The organism is Citrobacter sp. TBCS-15, assembly GCF_005280815.1.
GTDB lineage: Bacteria > Pseudomonadota > Gammaproteobacteria > Enterobacterales > Enterobacteriaceae > Citrobacter > Citrobacter werkmanii.
Genome location: NZ_SZWK01000018.1, coordinates 165,928 through 179,005, shown reverse-complemented (window position 1 = coordinate 179,005; position 13,078 = coordinate 165,928). Strand labels below are relative to the sequence as shown.

Below are 13,078 nucleotides of genomic sequence, written 5' to 3'. Positions count from 1 at the left end.
ACCTCCATTATTGAGGATGAAAGAAATCAGCTATCACACAATAACTTTTCTAAAATACTAACTGGATCAACACTCACCGCACGACAGAAACGAACAAACTCCACAACATCCAGACGCCTTTCTCCACTCTCTACCTTTGCGATAAATGACTGCGGCCTTCCGAAAGCACTGGCAACCTCCTGCTGAGTAATGCCACAAGCAATCCGCGCTTCCCGGAGAGCCTTAATCACCATCTGGTAGTCATTTGAGTAGATAGAAGTCATCCCGGCAGCCTCAAGTCTATGTAAAGACTGACTATCCGGTGACCTTGTCATTATCCCAAAAAAGGATACCCCCCCAAGCAAATCACTTCATAACTGCATTCAGTATTTCTGCGGGATCAAGTGAAAGCAGGTGAGCAATAGTAGCAAATTCAATCACGTCCAGACGGCGCTCACCATTTTCCACCTTAGCAACAAATGACTGGGGTTTGCCGAGCGATTCCGCCAGTTGAGATTGAGTAATCCCACGATCAATCCTTGCAGAGCGCAGTAACTTTATAACTAACTGATATTCACCAGAATAAATAGATGACATTCATAAAACCCGATTAATATCCCAAAATCGAATATCAGCCATTTACAAAAATATCCCAAAATGGGATATTTCATCAGATTTGTAACACAAGAAGGTAAACAGAATGACTAAAAAAGACTGGCACCCCGCCGACATCGTTGCCGCCTTACACAAGCGCGGCACCAGTCTGGCGAAACTCTCGCGGGAAGCGGGACTGGCCTCGTCAACCCTGTCGAATACCCTGACGCGTCCGTGGCCGAAAGGCGAGTGGCTGATTGCCATCGCGCTGGAGCTTCATCCGTCCGAGATCTGGCCGGGCCGTTACCTCAATGCTGGAAATAAACGCCAACCCAAAAAACCGCCTCACCCCATGACAACAACCGACAACTCCGGGACATAACGACCCGCGCTGTGAGTGGCAGGACGCATTAACCAACGACACCTGACAGGAGAGTTGTTTATGCACACCGAACCACAACCCAACACCATCGCACTGAGTACAGGAGGCCGCCATGTTTCTGGTCTCCCTGGCTGAAGGCTTTATCCACCTGTTCCAGGCGGCAGGCAAAATCTTCCTCGACATGATGACCGGGCTTATCCCGATGCTCATCTGCCTGCTGCTGGCCATCAACTTCCTGATGAAGCTGGTCGGTACCGTACGGATGGAGAAAGTTGCCACCCAGCTCGGCCGCTCACGCATTCTCACCTACGGCGTGCTGCCGGTGCTCGGCTGGTTCTTTATGAGCAGCCCCGGCGCACTGACGCTCGGCAAGCTCTTGCCTGAGAAGAGCAAGCCCGGCTATGAGGATGCGCTCGGTACCACCGCCCATCCGCTCACCAGCCTGTTTCCCCACGTGGTGCCGTCGGAGCTGTTTGTCTGGCTCGGCGTCGCCGCCGGGGTTAAGGCGCTCGGCCTGCCCATCACCTCGCTGGCGCTGCGCTATATCGCCGCCGCCATGCTGATTGGTTTAATCCGCGGAATTATCACCGAGTACCTGTTCCTGCGGCTCAGCAAGCGGGGGAATGCGCCATGATGATTTACTGCGCACGCATTACTGCCATCGGGCTGTTTGTCGCCGACGGCCTCACCGACAAAATGCTCATCACCTTCGACAGCAACGGGCCAAAGGACTGCCTCGATTACTCGCTGTCGCTGGAGACCGTATTGCGTGAAGAGAGCCTGTTCATTCTGCCCGGTGACACCCTGTTGCTGGCCGGGTTCAGCTACCTCATTACCGCCGTGGGCAAAGGGGCGCAGCAGGCGCTGTTTGAACTCGGTCACCTGACCATGAAGTTTGACGGCGGGCTGAATGCCTTCCATCCCGGCGTAGTCCACCTCTCCGGTCCGTTGCCACTACTTTCGTCCCTGCACGGGGAACTGGTGATTGCGGAGGGACGCCCATGAACACGGTGCTTATTCCTCCCGGCCCAGGCGGCTACGGCAAGGGGCTGTGGCTGCCCGTTGGCAGCAGCAAAAAGGTGCTGTCGCTCACCGGACGCGAAATCCATCCGGTGGCGATAGAAATCGGCGCGCTCACCGAATCGGAAATCGTTAACGGCTTCTCAGACATTCCGCCGGATAACGACATCCTGTGCGTGGTGATTAACTGCGCTGGATCGCTGAGATGCGGCCTGTATCCGCAGAAGGGCATCCCGATCATCAACATCCTGCCTACCTGGCGGGCCGGGCCGCTGGCGCAGTTTATTAGCGAGGAGAACTACGTCTCCGGCGTCACGATGGCGCAGCTGGTTCTGGTGGATACCGCCGAAGCGCCGGACAGCGGGCCTGAGCCAGTTCCATCTCCAGAGCCAGTCATTACCACCGCTCCGCCGCCTGCGCGTGGCGCGGAGAAGCTGGTACGCATGGTTGAGCAGACCGGCACCGCCGTCGGGCACGTTATCGCCCTGCTGTTCGCCGCCAGCCGTGAGGCGGTGGACGTGTCGTTGCGCAATGTTATCCCGTTTATGGCCTTTGTCTCTCTGCTAATTGCCCTGGTACAAGAAACCGCACTCGGCAGCCTGATTGCCCACGCCCTGACGCCGCTGGCGAACTCGCTGTGGGGGCTGGTGCTACTGTCGCTCATCTGTGGCATTCCGTTCCTCTCCCCGGTGCTCGGACCGGGCGCGGCCATCTCGCAGGTGATTGGCGTGATGATAGGTACACAGATTGGTGCAGGGGCGATATCTCCGGCCTTCGCCCTGCCCGCCCTGTTTGCGATCAATGTGCAGGTCGGCTGCGACTTCGTGCCTGTTGGCCTTTCGATGCAGGAGGCAAAGCCGGAGACCATCGCAAAAGGTGTACCCGCCTTTCTGCTGTCGAGACAACTGACCGGACCGCTGGCCGTCATTATCGGCTGGCTGTTTTCCCTGGGCTTATTCTGAGGACATCATCATGAACAAAATCAGAGCCGCCGTGGTCGGCGCAGGTATCTACGGCAAACATCACATGAACGCGTACCGCCACAACCCGGACACGGTGCTGGTCGCCATCTGCGAAACAGATGAGGAACGCTGTGATGATCTTGCCATGGCGTACGGGATCCAGGGCTACATACGACTGGATCGGTTACTACAGCAGGAGGCTATTGATATCGTCTCGGTGGCGACACCGGACCCGTACCACACCGAATCCATCCTCACCGCCCTGCGCTACGGCAAGCATGTGCTGGCGGAAAAGCCGCTCGCCACCTCGGTACGCGAATGTGAGCTTATCGTGGAGATGGCGCAGCAGCGGGACCTGCTGGTCGGCGTCGATTTCCACAAACGCTGGGACCCGGCGGTGATGCGCATCAAAGCTGAACTGGAGAAGCCGGAAGCCGGGCGCATCCTGCGCGGCCATATCAGCATGGATGACGTCATCAGCGTGCCGACGGAGTGGCTGGACTGGGCGGGTGCAAGCTCCCCGGTGTGGTTTCTCGGCTCACACTGCTTTGACCTGGTGCGCCATCTTTCCGGGCAGGAGGTGGTATCGGTGTATGCCGTCGGGCAGAAGCGGCTGATGGTCGAATGCGGCCTCGACACCTTCGACAGCGTGCAGAGCCTGCTGACGATGGCCGACGGCAGTTCGTGGGTGGTAGAAAACTCGTGGGTATTGCCGGAGGGCTTTCCGAAGGACAACGACGGGCGTATTGATATCCTCTGCGAGGCAACGTATATCCGCAGCACGTCGCAGCATCGCGGGCTGGAAATCACCACGCCGGGCATGACGCTCACGCCCAACAGCTATTTCATCAACTACCGCAACGGCGTCGCCAGTGGTTTCGGTATCGACCCGATCAATGACTTTGTGCGGGCGATCATACATAAAGCGCCTTACCCGGTCACCGCTGTGGACGGACTGGCGGTCAGCCGTATTTGTGAGGCGGTACACCAGAGTCTCGAAAGTCAAAAACCAGTGTCATTAAAATAGTCAGCCAGCAGGGATGCTGGTATCCGCAAGCCCGTTTATTCTGTATTCCCTAAAGAATGCCGCCATTTGTTATCCTTAATTCAGCATTCATCGTTAACGCCATTAAGTACTCTGTCCCGATAGTCTTCCAACTGATGCCGTTGTAGATAGCTTTCTAACTCCTGTGCCCAGCGCGTTCCTTCGCCGAGCGTCGCGCGGCTATGGGTTGAGGCATAAAGATAGCGTGTATCATAAAGATTAATCAGCGTCTGATTTACACCATCGATTTTGCATTTAGGATTTTTTAGCTGCTGTTCTAAAGCCCGGACAATGCGGGCACGATGGTCTTGATCGGTAGCAAAATCCCGTTCCTGCAATTCGCTGAGCACCAGAAATGAAGGTGGAATTTCTTCTGCAATCGCTGCCTGTAAACGATAATGACCATCAAGAATAACAAATGATCCCAGTCCTGCTATATACCAGACAAGTACTGGAGGCAGCGCACCCTCACGGCATTTTTTACGCCACCATTTCAACCTTCCGGCATCAGGTTGTATCGGATAACGCCCAAGTAGCAGGCTACCTCCCCACCACCAATCCACTAATCTAACTTTGTCAGGATTGACCAAATCAGGAAAATCTTCGCCGTAAAGCGTCCAGCTACAACCGATATCCCCGCAGCTTTCTGGGGAATCAAAACGCCAGCTATTTACAGGAACACGCTGTCCGGATAATTTCGGTAATGGATATTTGGCCTCCATTGGCCTTATCAGCCATCGGCGAGGAGACAGAAGAGGCACTGGCGCATTCATTAATTGCCGGGAAAAATAGCGACACCATTCGCCTGTCCAGGCCCGTTCGCCTTTGCTTTTAATCCCCTCAATATCTTCAGATGTGACAGCCGGTAATAATGTCTGGCAAGCAGAATGATCTGCATTAAACACCAACCAGACACCGGAATGATCTTTCAACATTGATGCCCAGAATAATGTCTTCCCGGAGACCTGTAGCGCCATTCGCCCATACCGACCACTTAGCATTTCCATTGCCACGTCGGTCCTCTGGCTGCTCTTGAGTATCAGCTCCAGACCCTGCCAGTTATTATTGCGATCAAAAAGATCTTTCCACCAATATTGGGTCATTATCATCTTCCCTGATAAACAGAGGGTTAGTCTAAAACCTTTAAAATTATTCAGGTAGCTATTTATACGTCAGAGTAAACGTCGCCGTCGCATTGGCGGGCCCTGCCGTCACCGCTGAAGCCGTCTGGTAATAACGCGCCTTAAGCTGAACGGTCTCCATCCCGCCATTAGGCGAAGTATAATAATCCTTTACCTGCCCGAACTGCGCCGCGCTGTTGTCCGGCGCGAAGTAAAGCTGAACCCCAATGCCCGTCGCCGCGGTACTGCCGCTTTCGGAATCAATGGCCATCACGCCTGGCGCATTCGACGCATCCCGGGTGGCATCAATCTGTACATAAATATGCGCGCTTTTATTGCAGTCCAGCACGATATTAAATCCCTTCCAGTCCGTGGTGTAGCCGACGCCGCTGAACTCCCGCTTGTTGTGATCGCCAAGCTGGACCGGCTCATCCACCGATGTTACCGAGCAGGCGGCAGAGGTGACGGTGTTGGTTCCGTTTAGCGTGATGTTAGCAAAGTAAAACTGGTTGACGACCGAAGCGCGCGCCAGTACCCCGTTGGTTAAGGTGCCACTGGTAATATCCCCGGTTTTTATCAGCTCCCCCTTGATCCCATCTCCTGGAATGGAGGCCCATGAGCCCCCGGCATTGTAGGGATAGCTGGCTTCATACGGCAGTACTTTGCCCGATTGAGCAGTGCTCAGCCGTAAACCGACTCCGACAAGATTGGTATTGTAGACGCCGTTGCCATAACCACTCAGCGTTCCCCATTGCGTCAGCTCCCAGCGAGCGGTCCATGCCTCCCGCTTGCAGCCCGCAATGGCATTACCGTTGTTATAAGCGCCGGTCACCGTCGTCGCTATGACGCTGCCAATCGGCGTATCGCGCTGGACAACCACATTACCGAAGTTCAGATAGCCCGGCACTTCTCCGGACACACCGCTGTAAAAGGAACAACTGGCCTCAACCAACGGCGCAATAGCCATTATCAGCAATAATAAGCAGATGATTTTTTTCATATGATGACCCCGGGCGGTTACTGGTAAGTCAGCGTGAAGGTTGCCGTGGCGTTAGCCTCACCAGCAGTGATCGCAGACGTTGTCTGGTAATAACGCGCCTTAAGCTGCACCGTTTCAGAACCGCCATTCGGCGAGGTGTAATAGAATTTCGTTTGCCCGAACTGCACCGCGCTGTTATCCGGCACAAAGTACAGTTGGACGCCAATCCCCGTCGCCGCCAGATCGCCTGCCGCGTTGTCCAGCTTTATCACACCGGCGACATTCGACGGATCCTGAGTGGCATCGATCCGGACGTTGATGCGCGAGCTTTTGTCACAATTCAGCTCGATGTTAAACGCCTTCCATTCGGTTGCCGAACCTGGTCCGCTGAACTCCGATTTTTTGTGTTGATCGAGCTTCACGTCAACATCAGGCGTGTTCACCGTACAGGCGACGGTCGTGATTTGCCCCCCGGAAAAAGCGATAGGGATCTCTGTCGACCACTGCGCATTTTCCCGTGTTCCGGCAATAAAACGTCCAAGGTTACCGGTCAGGGTACCGGGCGTGATATTGCCGGTTTTAATCAGCCGGATCCGCGCCTGATCGTTAATGGAAGGGTGGTAGCCGGAACTGTGGCTGGTCTGGGTAGTAAAGACCTGTGACTGGCCGCTGGCGATGCCCGTCCAGTTATCGGGTAAGGGGTTACTGTCGAATGACGTGCGGCCTTCAAAAACGAATCCCACTCCCGCCACATTAGTGTTAAACACCGCCTCACCATTCCAGGTGACACTGGCCTTCGAGCCCGTGTTTTTGATACCAGCTACGATGAGATATTGTGGTGTGGGGTCGTAATTACAGTTCTGGTATGCCACGCCCTGGTTAGACGTCAGCCAGTCGCTGATGGGCTGCCCGACTACCGCGTCCCGCTGAACTACGATCGTACCCACATTGATCGCAAAGCTCCCCGATGCGGAGCACAACGCCCATGAAGCCTGACTCACTATCAGCCCGACCAGAATAATCATCCATCGCCACATGTTCATTTTCCAACCTCAAGACATTCCTGACTCACCGTAACGACCGGTGGCGAGTTTTCCAGTTCCGGCAGCCGATAATGCACCACGCACTGCTGCGCCCCGTTCCAGCTCACCGCGATCTCGCCCGCTTCCGGCACGCCAGTGAGGTATACCTGGCCGTCGTCGCCGACAATTCCGCTGCCCCCCTCTTTCAGCTTCGCCTGCGCGCCGAACGGTACCGGCAGTCCGCGATACAGTAGCGTCATCAGCACCCGTCGCCCGACGCGCGTGTTGAACTCCGCCATCACCACCGCCCCCTGCGTTGGCGTCACGGTCTGTACGGCGGTGTCGATATCCACCTCATCGCCCAGCGTGCTGGTATCCAGCGCAATACGGTTTTTCTTGTACGGGTTAACGTACGGCACCACCGCATAGCCGCGTCCGTCGGTGTAAACGCCGGTGTTGTTCTGCACCTTCGCCTCATCCGCCCCCGGGGCGCTGACCACCGCCAGCGACTCGCCGAGCGGCTGGGAAAGGGTGAGCCCGTGAGGATGCACCACCACGCCGCCCTTCAGGCCATAGTTGACCTGCTGCGTATCGTCGTCATAGTTGTAGCCGCCAGTGATTTCCCCCTGTCCGCCTTTGTAATCGGCATTGATATTGCCGGAACCACCGACGCCATGGTTGGTGTAGCTCTGCTGGAGGCTGTAGCTTAAGTTGTTGTCAGCAAGCAGGGTGCCGTTGAGCCCGGCCTGCTGGCGGGTATCACCATGTTTAGCGGTGTTAACGCTGTAGCTGGCCCAGGCGTTATTTGCCGCCTCACCAGAGAGGAATTTGCTGAGCGGCACCTGGATGTTAAAAGCCAGTTGCTGATCGGCAGGCTGGGTGCTTTCCGGGTAATCGCTGTAGCTGTAGGTGATGCTGTAGCTGATCCCGTTAATATTCCCGTTCCAGCCGGTGCTCAGCGTGCGTTCATAACCGTCCTCTTTCCAGTAATCCTGCTGGTAGCCGGAGACAAAAATCGATCCGTAGCTGCCTACGCTCTGGCTGAGATCCAGCTGAAGCCGCTGGCGTTTGTTGTATGTCATCCGCCAGCCATCATCGCTGTCCGAGCGCAGATCGTTCGCCTCCTGGAAGGTGTAGAAACCCTCCGTGGAATAGCGGTAAGCCGCGAGCGTGAAGCTGGTATCGGTGGTCTGAAAATCCTTCGAGTACTGAACCCGGTACGACTGGCCGTCGTGGGTTTCATCGTTGTTGAGGGTGGTATGCGCGGCGGTAATATCGGCCGAAAGCGAACCCAGCTCGCCAAGGCCAAAACCCAGCCCCGCCGCGCCGGACAGATAATCCTCCGAGTACAGCGTACCGCCATAAACGGTGATGGCATGCGGCAGGCCGTAAATCGCGGTCACCTGGCCGAACTGCGGTTCGTCGCTGTCCTCATTGCCGCTCCGGTACTTCCCGGCGGTGAGGGCATATTTCAGATGCCCTTCACGCTGCATAATCGGTACCGCAGAAAAAGGCTGAATGAAGGTACGTTCGCTGCCATCGGCTTCTTTGATGGTCACTTCCAGGTCACCGCTGCCCGAGGTCGGGTACAGGTCGGTGATGGTAAACGCCCCTGGCGCAACATAGCTCTGGTAGATGATGTAGCCGTTTTGCTTAATGGTCACCTGGGCGTTCGACTGCGCGATACCGCGGATCACCGGGGCGAACCCGCGCAGGCTGTCCGGCAGCATGTTATCGTCAGAGGCAAGCTGCGCGCCGCGAAACTGCACGCTGTCAAAGATGTCCGATGGCGTATAGCTGTCACCGAGCGTCAGTTGCCCTTTCAGGCTTTGAATATCCCGTTGAAGGTAGGTGTTCACCGAATCCCAGTGGCTGCCGTTTTCGTCATCGTAATTCCAGGTGGAATAATTGCGCAGCCGCCATGCGCCGAGGTTCAGCCCACCTTGCAGGTTAGCGTAATAGTTATTATCTGAACCGTTTTCTCCGTCGTGCCAGGTGTTGCTACCGCTGAAGTTATAGTTGAGCAGCGCAGCAGGTACCCCTTCGTCCCATTCTGACGGATCCACTGCGCCTCTGGCACTGGCATCCATTGCCGCCTGCGGGATACTCACATTCAGTTGCAGCTGGCTGAAACGCAGATCGGTGGTGGCCATCGGGATGTAGTGGCCAATATTTTCCAGCGGCTTTTCAGGGGGTAGCGCCGCCAGCGCGGGAAAGACGTCCGTTTTGACGCCCCAGGCTTTCAGCATCGCGGGCGTGACCTGCGCGCTGAGCTTTTTGTCCGGCCCGGAGATAAACGCAATATCCTGCGCCTGTCCCTGCCGTTCACCATTCACATAAACCGTGACCCGATAGGTGCCGGGTAGCTGGCCGTCGGCTTCAGCAAAGGTGGATAAATCCGCCACCGGCTGGCCGGGATTGTCGATCTCCAATGCATGAGGGTTGAAGATCTCACGGGCCTCCGCGTGACGGAGATACCCCAGCAGCAGAACCATCACCAGCAGCAGCGCCAGCAGAAATACCATCAGCCGGGAAGTTGGATTTTTCATCTCTTCCTCCCTCACAGCCTGCGGCTTTCAGTCTGGCTGACGCCGCCGTAGTCACTGATGGCCTGCCAGCTGACGGCGGATGCTGAAGCAGAAGGCAAAGTGAAGCTCACGCTGCCTTTGGGCGGCACCATATCGGCACTCTTGATATCCTGCCCGTCAACCTTGAGAGTAAATAGCGTGACGTAATACGACGTGGGGTTACTGACGGTGAGGCGGTTGCCACTGCGGGCTACGGATAACTGGTGATAGGCCGTTTCTGGCCGACCTTCCAGCCCTACGGGACGGTAAAACAACTTCAGGCGCGACTTCACCACCACCTGCAGCACATTGGTGCGCGGTTTACTGTCATCAGTCGCGGGGATGGATTTTACATTCAGCCAGAAGACCGACTCCCGGTCCTGCGGCAGATTTCCCCCGGTACGCACAATGCGCAGGATATTCTCTTCACCCGGGTTAATACGAAACAGCGGCGGGGTAACGATAAACGGCGCTTTCGCGTTTTGCTCGCCGCTGTCCACCCAGCTCTGCACCAGATAAACACTCGATTTCTCGGGGTTACGGATGGATGCGGAGGTCTCTTTTTTATCTCCGTCATAAATGACGCGTGTGCCGCCAATCACTATTCCGGCCTGCGCCTGCACGGTAAAGGAGGCCAGCAATAGCGCCAGCACAACGTCTGCATACCTGTTCATCTTGTTATCTCCGGGCGAAAAATACGCATCCCTGCGAAACGTTCCCTGTTATGCGGCGGTACACCGGGTAGGATGGGAGGAGGAATGTACCCCGCGACGGCACAGCGTTATTTGTAGTTAATGGTGAACTGCGAGGTACCGTTCGCCGTGCCGGTCGTGACCGCGGTGCCGGTAGAGACATAGCGAGCGATAAAGTCCAGCGAATTGGTACCTTCTGCCAGCGGGTAATCCGTCGATGCTGTGTGCAGCGGGATCGCGGTGCCATTTCTGTCGGCAATTTCGATACCCACGCCGGTAGCGATCCCGGTGCCGCTATCCAGCGCCAGCAGATTCTGGTTTACGCCATCAGAGGTACCGTCAAATTTCACATTTGCCCCCGTTACGGTGTCAGGGCAATCACTCAGGCTAAGCGTGAAACGCGTAGGTGCCGCCTTCATCCCTGCAGCACCGTTAAGAGCGGTCTGCGCGACGTTGCCTAAATCAACCGGTAGATTTTGTGAGCCGGTATCGACAGTACAGGTTTGATCGGTAATGCTTCCGGTAAAATGAATGGTTCCGTCAGCGGCTAAAGCGTTACCCGCCACCAGCAAAAAACACGCGCTTAACATCATTTGTTTCATACAGTTCTCCTTGTGAACAATCGTTCAGGGCTCAGCCCTGCTTCACTCTGGCGGTGAAAAAACCTGCGGGAGACTTTCCCGTTAGTGCCAGAGTGGTGAGTTCAGAAGAAAATCTGGTGGAAGATGACAGTGAAAAATAAAATGTCAGCGCTGGCTGAAAAGAACGGTCGGAATGGCATAAAACAGTAAAGCGGTGAGCGAATGAAAACTGGCAACGTGAACCTCTAAAGCACGTTGCCAGCAAAGGCCAGAGGAACATCATGTATCTGCTACGTTTTATTTTTATTTAAAACAAATAGATAATCCATTATCAAAAGGGGTCTCAGAAAAATTTTGACACTTCGCTAAATTTTTCTGATACTACTTTACATTCTGGCACTAATTGTGTGGTTTTCTCTCACATTTCCCCAGACATTCATAAACCTCTGCGTATTTGTTGCGGTATAAATCACCGTATGCCGGATGTTCCGGTGCCCCAGATAATCCTGTATCAGACGCGTATCACGCCCCAAATCCGCCAGCGCGTAACCGCATCCGTGCCTCAACATATGTGGGTATGCGGAAATGCTGACGCCGCCCAGTTCACCGTAACGTTTGAGCAACAATCGAACCTGGTGACGCGACAGCGGGCCTCCTTTCTGCGACAGAAAAAGCCAGTCGCTGTCTGCCTCCCGCCAGCGGCGGCGCACCTTTAGCCAGCGCATCAATGCGGGCAATTCGGTATCGAACAGCGGATGCTGTGTCGAGAGACTATTTTTAAGCCGTCGGACATACACCGAACGCCCTACCAAATCGATATCCGACAGGCGCATTCCGCACAGTTCACTGACCCGCAGACCGTGTAAAAAACACATCTGAATCAGGCAGTAATCCCGCTCAAAATGGATCCCTCTGTCCGCTGCAAGCAGTATCTGCCCCACTTCATGGCGGGTCAGATGTTTTCGTTTTACTGGCATAAGTCTTGCTCCTTAAACACAATAAAAAATGAAGAAAAAAACAGGCCGGAACCACTTTCGTAGCCCGGCCTGAACCACAGAATAACACCAGAAAGCCCGGCAAAGGTTGATGCCAGACTCAACAATTTTCACAGGCGGGTTCCAGTTTTCAGCAGTGATCGTATGTGCATTGCGCTACACCCGGCAGAAGAAAACTCTGTTGTCGGAGGCGTTATGCCAGACCGCTTTCCTCTTCTGTTGCCCCTGATGCTGTGCGCCGCTTTCCCGCTCAGAGCCATTACCACGCCGGAAATTGCAGCCTCCGCCCTGTCGCCGGACTGCGTGAACTACCGAGTGGTCGGCCTGTGCTACTGGCTCTATTGCACGCCGTTCGGCTGTACGGTGCGCACGTCGGTGAAGGTCAGTCATTTCCGCCCGGATCTGGTGGTGTCGGCTTACAGCAACACCGGGCAGAATTCGTGGACGGAGATGTCGTTACTCAGCCCACCGTTGCCCGGTGTTGCCGAAGGCGGCGGCGATACTAATCCTCGTTCTGCCAGCCAGCACAGCAAGATTCGCTTTAAGAATGCCGATGCCATCGGCTTCCCGGCGGGTGATGAACTGGCAAAATTTTTCACCCAGTTTGGTTATATCTGCTCGCCGTCATCGCAGCCTTTTGAACCGTATTTCCTGAGTCAACTGGATGTGCTGGCCTGGCGCAGTGGCGTACCGGAGATGACATGGCCAGAAGCGCTGACGCCGGGCCTGCGTGAAGTGGGCAAGAGCGGTGATATGTGGGGCAATATCTATCCCCGAGCCGGAGCCATCAGCCAGACGCACGACTATAAAGCCGCCGCCGTTATCGCCCAGCGCGTGGCCGATCTGGTGACCCGTACCGGACAACCGCATATCTACACACCGCTGACGGCCTCATCCCGCGCCGGGTACTGGCCGCCCTCCCCAGTTATCGAAGGCGACAGCGATAACCATCGCTGGCAGATGCTCACGCCGAAAAAATCCGCCGCCTGTTCGGTGTTCCCGGATGGCAGCGCCACCGACACTTACGCCGACAAGCTGGCCGAGGATGGCGCGTACGCCTGGACGCTGTGGCGGCCTTACAAATGCTGTCCGCGCCGGGGGCAAACCTTCCTCGGCAGTACGGGTTAACGGAGGCGGCG

Annotated in this window: 15 protein-coding genes; 6 read left to right on the top strand and 9 right to left on the bottom strand. The window is 55.7% G+C overall.

What is annotated here, in order from left to right:
• Positions 1-26 precede the first annotated feature (26 nt).
• Together FDW96_RS01015 and FDW96_RS01010 are read right to left on the bottom strand one after the other, a co-directional pair.
• Positions 27-263: a helix-turn-helix domain-containing protein gene (locus tag FDW96_RS01015; RefSeq protein WP_137365080.1), complete on the bottom strand. Its 237-nt coding sequence runs from the start codon at positions 261-263 to the stop codon at positions 27-29.
• Positions 264-345: 82 nt separating this feature from the next.
• Positions 346-576, bottom strand: coding sequence for a helix-turn-helix domain-containing protein (locus FDW96_RS01010; protein ID WP_137365079.1), 231 nt, complete (start codon positions 574-576; stop codon positions 346-348).
• A 103-nt stretch (positions 577-679) separates the two neighbouring features.
• Here FDW96_RS01010 and FDW96_RS01005 point away from each other — a divergent pair, with 103 nt between their 5' ends.
• From FDW96_RS01005 to FDW96_RS00985, 5 genes are all read left to right on the top strand, one after another.
• Complete coding sequence (locus FDW96_RS01005) at positions 680-955, top strand: helix-turn-helix transcriptional regulator (RefSeq protein WP_137365078.1); 276 nt, start codon at positions 680-682, stop codon at positions 953-955.
• Between the two features lie 112 nt (positions 956-1,067).
• Positions 1,068-1,589: a PTS glucitol/sorbitol transporter subunit IIC gene (locus tag FDW96_RS01000; protein WP_137365077.1), complete on the top strand. Its 522-nt coding sequence runs from the start codon at positions 1,068-1,070 to the stop codon at positions 1,587-1,589.
• On the top strand, positions 1,586-1,960 hold the full coding sequence (locus FDW96_RS00995; protein WP_137365076.1) for a PTS glucitol/sorbitol transporter subunit IIA: 375 nt from the start codon (positions 1,586-1,588) through the stop codon (positions 1,958-1,960). Before FDW96_RS01000 ends, FDW96_RS00995 begins: the two co-directional genes overlap by 4 nt.
• Positions 1,957-2,937 carry a PTS glucitol/sorbitol transporter subunit IIB gene (locus FDW96_RS00990; protein WP_137365075.1) on the top strand — a complete coding sequence of 327 codons (981 nt, stop codon included), beginning with the start codon at positions 1,957-1,959 and terminating at the stop codon, positions 2,935-2,937. Before FDW96_RS00995 ends, FDW96_RS00990 begins: the two co-directional genes overlap by 4 nt.
• A 10-nt stretch (positions 2,938-2,947) precedes the next feature.
• Positions 2,948-3,964: a Gfo/Idh/MocA family protein gene (locus FDW96_RS00985; protein WP_137365074.1), complete on the top strand. Its 1,017-nt coding sequence runs from the start codon at positions 2,948-2,950 to the stop codon at positions 3,962-3,964.
• Positions 3,965-4,044: 80 nt separating this feature from the next.
• Here FDW96_RS00985 and FDW96_RS00980 read toward each other — a convergent pair whose 3' ends face one another.
• The 7 genes from FDW96_RS00980 to FDW96_RS00950 form a co-directional block, all read right to left on the bottom strand.
• Entirely contained in the window at positions 4,045-5,085 is a 1,041-nt protein-coding gene (locus tag FDW96_RS00980; protein ID WP_137365073.1) for a ParB/Srx family N-terminal domain-containing protein, read from the bottom strand.
• A 58-nt stretch (positions 5,086-5,143) separates the two neighbouring features.
• Complete coding sequence (locus FDW96_RS00975) at positions 5,144-6,103, bottom strand: fimbrial protein (protein WP_137365072.1); 960 nt, start codon at positions 6,101-6,103, stop codon at positions 5,144-5,146.
• Positions 6,104-6,120: 17 nt separating this feature from the next.
• On the bottom strand, positions 6,121-7,125 hold the full coding sequence (locus tag FDW96_RS00970; RefSeq protein ID WP_137365071.1) for a fimbrial protein: 1,005 nt from the start codon (positions 7,123-7,125) through the stop codon (positions 6,121-6,123).
• Entirely contained in the window at positions 7,122-9,653 is a 2,532-nt protein-coding gene (locus tag FDW96_RS00965) for a fimbria/pilus outer membrane usher protein (protein ID WP_137365070.1), read from the bottom strand. The genes FDW96_RS00970 and FDW96_RS00965 overlap by 4 nt, the downstream gene beginning before the upstream one ends.
• A gap of 11 nt (positions 9,654-9,664) precedes the next feature.
• Positions 9,665-10,345, bottom strand: coding sequence for a molecular chaperone (locus FDW96_RS00960; protein ID WP_137365069.1), 681 nt, complete (start codon positions 10,343-10,345; stop codon positions 9,665-9,667).
• 107 nt (positions 10,346-10,452) lie between these two features.
• On the bottom strand, positions 10,453-10,965 hold the full coding sequence (locus FDW96_RS00955; RefSeq protein ID WP_032734432.1) for a fimbrial protein: 513 nt from the start codon (positions 10,963-10,965) through the stop codon (positions 10,453-10,455).
• A 365-nt stretch (positions 10,966-11,330) separates the two neighbouring features.
• A complete protein-coding gene (locus FDW96_RS00950; RefSeq protein WP_137365068.1) occupies positions 11,331-11,921 on the bottom strand; it encodes a tyrosine-type DNA invertase in 591 nt (196 codons plus the stop codon).
• Positions 11,922-12,134: 213 nt separating this feature from the next.
• On the opposite strand from FDW96_RS00950, the gene FDW96_RS00945 reads away from it, so the two are divergent.
• A complete protein-coding gene (locus FDW96_RS00945; protein ID WP_075209922.1) occupies positions 12,135-13,067 on the top strand; it encodes a TIGR03756 family integrating conjugative element protein in 933 nt (310 codons plus the stop codon).
• The last annotated feature ends 11 nt before the right edge of the window (positions 13,068-13,078 follow it).

Coding starts and splice junctions, on each gene's coding strand:
- FDW96_RS01015 (WP_137365080.1), bottom strand. CDS start 263: ATGACTTCTATCTACTCAAATGACTACCAGATGGTGATTAAGGCTCTC.
- FDW96_RS01010 (WP_137365079.1), bottom strand. CDS start 576: ATGTCATCTATTTATTCTGGTGAATATCAGTTAGTTATAAAGTTACTG.
- FDW96_RS01005 (WP_137365078.1), top strand. CDS start 680: ATGACTAAAAAAGACTGGCACCCCGCCGACATCGTTGCCGCCTTACAC.
- FDW96_RS01000 (WP_137365077.1), top strand. CDS start 1,068: ATGTTTCTGGTCTCCCTGGCTGAAGGCTTTATCCACCTGTTCCAGGCG.
- FDW96_RS00995 (WP_137365076.1), top strand. CDS start 1,586: ATGATGATTTACTGCGCACGCATTACTGCCATCGGGCTGTTTGTCGCC.
- FDW96_RS00990 (WP_137365075.1), top strand. CDS start 1,957: ATGAACACGGTGCTTATTCCTCCCGGCCCAGGCGGCTACGGCAAGGGG.
- FDW96_RS00985 (WP_137365074.1), top strand. CDS start 2,948: ATGAACAAAATCAGAGCCGCCGTGGTCGGCGCAGGTATCTACGGCAAA.
- FDW96_RS00980 (WP_137365073.1), bottom strand. CDS start 5,085: ATGACCCAATATTGGTGGAAAGATCTTTTTGATCGCAATAATAACTGG.
- FDW96_RS00975 (WP_137365072.1), bottom strand. CDS start 6,103: ATGAAAAAAATCATCTGCTTATTATTGCTGATAATGGCTATTGCGCCG.
- FDW96_RS00970 (WP_137365071.1), bottom strand. CDS start 7,125: ATGAACATGTGGCGATGGATGATTATTCTGGTCGGGCTGATAGTGAGT.
- FDW96_RS00965 (WP_137365070.1), bottom strand. CDS start 9,653: ATGAAAAATCCAACTTCCCGGCTGATGGTATTTCTGCTGGCGCTGCTG.
- FDW96_RS00960 (WP_137365069.1), bottom strand. CDS start 10,345: ATGAACAGGTATGCAGACGTTGTGCTGGCGCTATTGCTGGCCTCCTTT.
- FDW96_RS00955 (WP_032734432.1), bottom strand. CDS start 10,965: ATGAAACAAATGATGTTAAGCGCGTGTTTTTTGCTGGTGGCGGGTAAC.
- FDW96_RS00950 (WP_137365068.1), bottom strand. CDS start 11,921: ATGCCAGTAAAACGAAAACATCTGACCCGCCATGAAGTGGGGCAGATA.
- FDW96_RS00945 (WP_075209922.1), top strand. CDS start 12,135: ATGCCAGACCGCTTTCCTCTTCTGTTGCCCCTGATGCTGTGCGCCGCT.